Here is a 2,703-nt window from a genome sequence, read left to right as displayed (position 1 = left end):
ATCAAGTTCAAGAAAGCCGCCCGCATTGATGACTGCTTGGTGGTGCAAACCCATTATGATGCGATCAAAGGCGTTCGCCTGATCATCCAGCAGACGATTTTCCGCGGCGAAGAAGTGATCGCAACCGCCGCGGTTGAAGCTGTCACGATTGACTTACAAGGCCGGCCCAAGCGCCCCTTTAAGGAACTAGAAGCCCAGCTAGCACCCTATCTGTTGCCCTAAGTAGGTTTCCGCTTACGCCGCAGGCGCAACGCATTCTTGACCCGGTTCCACACCTTATAGCGCTCCATCACGGGCAAAGGGTCTAGGTTTTCCAAGAATTGCTCGGCACAAGCCCGCCACGAGAAGCCTTCGGCATATTTACGAACTTGATCGCGGTCTAGGCTTAGGCACGCCTCAATGCTGGCGGTCAGATCATCGCCAATCACACCAGCGTGCGAGCCTGGGATAATGTCCTTAGGACCCGGCGCGATAAAGGCGGCCACGGGGGTGCCTGTGGCCATGGCTTCCAAGATCACCAGACCGAACGTATCGGTATAGCTTGGGAAAACAAAGACATCCGCATTGGCATAGCAGGAGGCAAGCTCTTCGCCGAATTTGGCACCTAAAAATTTGGCTTCCGGAAAGCGGGTCTCAAGGTCTACCCGAGCTGGGCCATCGCCAACCACCACTTTGGTGCCTTTGAGATTACAAGCCAAAAAGGCTTCGACATTTTTCTCAACCGAGACACGCCCGACATAGAGGAAAATCGGCCCTTGAATGCCCGCCAGTGGCCCACGGTCTGCCACCCGCAAGCGAGGATGGAATTGCTCGGTATCGACGCCGCGCGTCCACATCGCGAGATTCTTGAACCCGCGTGAGACCAAAAGGTCATGCATGGTCGGTGTCGCCACCATCACGCGGCCCGCCATATGGTGGAACCAGCGCACAAAGGCATAGCCCCAGCCAACCGGGATCGGGAAGCGAGCAGAGACATATTCAGGATATTGCGTGTGGTAAGAGGTCGAGAAGGGAAAGCGGTGCTGAATACAAATGCGCCGCGCGGTCAGGCCCAATGTACCTTCGGTCGCGATATGCACCGCCTCCGGCTCAAAATCTTCGAAGCGTTCTTCGATGTCATCCTTGGCGAACAAGGCCATTTTGATTTCGGGATAGGTCGGCAAGGGAATGGTTTTATAGCCGTCATTGGGCGTGACCATCATCACTTCATGGCCCATCTCGCGTAATTCCTGCACGGTGCGCGAGAGCGTCCGTACCACTCCATTGACTTGTGGTTCCCACGCGTCTGTTACCAGCATGATGCGCATGTATAGGCCCTTGTTTTTTCCGTGATCTCCTTACAGTGTGCCGCCACAAAAGGCCAATAAGGCCTGCACCATCTGTACTGGAAAAAGAGACCGTCATGCTGACCCAAACAGACTTAGAAGCCATGGATGCCACAAAATATGGCGATGAAGTTCTTCTGGTGCAGGGGCTCATCGATACTAGCCCTCTGCGCGGTGCGGTGCGATCCCAAGCCCTGATGGATGCCCAGGCAATCGTGCGCAAAGCGCGTGAGCGGGCCAAGCCCGTCGGTATGCTGGAGACCTTCTTGGAAGAATTCGGCCTGACGACGCCAGAAGGCCTTGCTTTGATGTGTCTGGCCGAAGCCTTGTTGCGGGTGCCCGATCAGGAAACGGCAGACCGTTTGATTGCCGAAAAAATCACCAGCGGCGATTGGGGGGGGCGGGCTGGCAAGTCTGACAGCACCTTGGTCAATGCCTCCGTTTGGGGCCTCATGCTGACCGGCAAAGTCGTCGATGTTGGCGCAGAGGCGCGCAAGGACTTAGGGGCCTTTATGCACCGCCTAACGCGCAAAGCGGGCGAGCCTGTTATTCGCGCCGCCGTCGGCCAAGCCATGCGCATCATGGGCGAACAATTCGTGTTGGGCCGCACGATTGAGGCGGCCATCAAGCGCGGCCAAGGCGCGATCCGCAAGCAGCAAGCCAGTCATTTCTCGTTCGACATGCTGGGCGAAGGTGCACGCACCCAAGAAGATGCGGCTCGTTATGCCAAGGCCTATGCCGACGCGATTGAGGCGGTGGGCAAAACCTCCAATGGCCTAGGACCAGAAAAAGTCTCCGGCATTTCGGTCAAGCTCAGTGCGCTTTCCCCCCGCTATGACGCCCGCCAGCGCCAGCAAGTTCATGAGAGCCTCTATCCAGTCGTGCTCAATCTCGCCCAGATTGCTAAGCGCTATGATATTGGCTTCTGCCTCGATGCCGAAGAGGCCGACCGTCTGGTCCTGTCGCTCGAAATCCTCAACCGCCTCGCCCATGCACCAGAGCTAAGCGGTTGGAACGGCCTTGGCCTTGCCATCCAGGCTTATCAAAAGCGCGCACCCAAAACGGTGGAAACGGTGATTGCCATTGCTCGATCCTCAGGGCGGCGGATCATGGCGCGCTTGGTGAAAGGGGCCTATTGGGATGCGGAGATTAAGCGCGCGCAAGTGGCGGGTCGGCCGGACTTCCCGGTCTTTACCACCAAGCCCGCAACGGACGTCTCCTATCTTGCCTGCGCAGACCTGATGTTGCGCGCGCCCGACGCCATCTACAGCCAGTTTGCCACCCATAATGCCCACACCTTGGCCGCCGTCCGCTGTTTGGCCCAAGCGGCAGGTCAAGAGGCCTATGAGTTTCAGCGTCTACACGGCATGGGCGAGAC

The 2,703-nt window shown here is 57.6% G+C and carries 3 protein-coding genes; 2 read left to right on the top strand and 1 reads right to left on the bottom strand.

Features of this window, described 5'->3' with window-relative positions:
- Positions 1 to 222 (top strand): acyl-CoA thioesterase (locus ACOVRA_RS04415; RefSeq protein ID WP_421719240.1); only part of this gene is annotated, 222 nt, incomplete at its 5' end.
- Here the strand turns inward: ACOVRA_RS04415 and ACOVRA_RS04410 are convergent.
- Entirely contained in the window at positions 219 to 1,307 is a 1,089-nt protein-coding gene (locus ACOVRA_RS04410; protein ID WP_421719239.1) for a glycosyltransferase family 4 protein, read from the bottom strand. The genes ACOVRA_RS04415 and ACOVRA_RS04410 overlap by 4 nt on opposite strands.
- A 95-nt stretch (positions 1,308 to 1,402) precedes the next feature.
- Between ACOVRA_RS04410 and ACOVRA_RS04405 the strand changes: the two genes are divergently transcribed.
- The coding region (locus ACOVRA_RS04405; protein ID WP_421719238.1) for a proline dehydrogenase family protein at positions 1,403 to 2,703 on the top strand (1,301 nt) is incomplete at its 3' end.

Origin of the sequence: Aquidulcibacter sp. (assembly GCF_049239865.1) — a bacterium.
Lineage (GTDB): Bacteria > Pseudomonadota > Alphaproteobacteria > Caulobacterales > Aquidulcibacteraceae > Aquidulcibacter.
The sequence above is the reverse complement of the archived record's forward strand: the minus strand, read 5'-3'. Positions and strand labels throughout refer to the sequence as shown.

Coding starts and splice junctions, on each gene's coding strand:
- ACOVRA_RS04410 (WP_421719239.1), bottom strand. CDS start 1,307: ATGCGCATCATGCTGGTAACAGACGCGTGGGAACCACAAGTCAATGGA.